Raw genomic sequence first — 849 nt, forward strand, 5'->3', positions numbered from 1 at the left:
CCGCCGATGCGCATGATGTGGGCGATGCCGAGCGCATCGGCGGCATCCGTGTTGTTGCGCTGCGCCGACATCGCGGCGCCCACGTGCTGTGTCTCCAGGCAGATCGCCGGAAGGCGGCGTTTCAGAAGCTCGGGATTGAGCCAGGGCGACAGCGATCCGGCCTCGTGGCCGACGCGCCGCAGCCGCGCCACGAACGGCTTCAACACCACGAACAACGCATCCGGATCGGTCTCCACCTTGACCGTCAAATGCACCTCACCATGTTCGTCGACGACGCACACCGCAGTTTCGTCCACGCAACATCCAGTCCGCAAAAATATTCCATCAGCCGCCTCCTGCGTGGCTTGACAGGTGATTTCTTAGCAGATGCCCTGCTGTACTTATATATACTACTCCACAACAAAGGTAATTTGAAACGGACTCAGCATTATGCCGCAGTCTCCATTCTCAGCGAAGACAAACCTGATACCTCCATCCTCAAGAGTTTTTTCAATCGAGCTGAGTGTTCGTGGACCTATTGGAGTGCCAGCTTCCAATCGCGTGATGGTTGTCGGGGCGACCCCCGCAAGGCAGGCCAGCTCGCTTATTTTCAGTCCCAGCGCCGCCCGAGCCATTCTGCATTGGACACCTCGGATCGTCATTTCTCGTTGCCCCGGTGAACGAAAGTCCCTGGCAGAGATCATATAACTGCTATTCGCGCCATGGTTTCCCTTTCTGTTTTTTGAGAAGGCATAATCCGGCCTTTTTGCCCGTCAGATCGTGTCCCGCGGCGTGGTGTAGCTGGCGGCATTAGTCGCCGTGCTCTCCGGCATGGGCCGGGCTGATCAGCGCGCCACGGCTGGCAGGCTG

At 58.4% G+C, this 849-nt stretch carries 1 protein-coding gene and 1 pseudogene; both read right to left on the reverse strand.

Annotation, left to right across the window (positions count from 1 at the left end; genetic code table 11):
• Positions 1 to 325, reverse strand: a pseudogene (locus tag NKH35_RS31875) (IS110 family transposase); the annotation flags it as partial.
• Between the two features lie 64 nt (positions 326 to 389).
• Positions 390 to 683 carry a helix-turn-helix domain-containing protein gene (locus NKH35_RS31880; protein WP_352917583.1) on the reverse strand — a complete coding sequence of 98 codons (294 nt, stop codon included), beginning with the start codon at positions 681 to 683 and terminating at the stop codon, positions 390 to 392.
• Positions 684 to 849 lie beyond the last annotated feature (166 nt).

The sequence above is a fragment of the Mesorhizobium sp. M1143 genome (genome assembly GCF_040318435.1).
Taxonomy (GTDB): Bacteria; Pseudomonadota; Alphaproteobacteria; order Rhizobiales; family Rhizobiaceae; genus Mesorhizobium.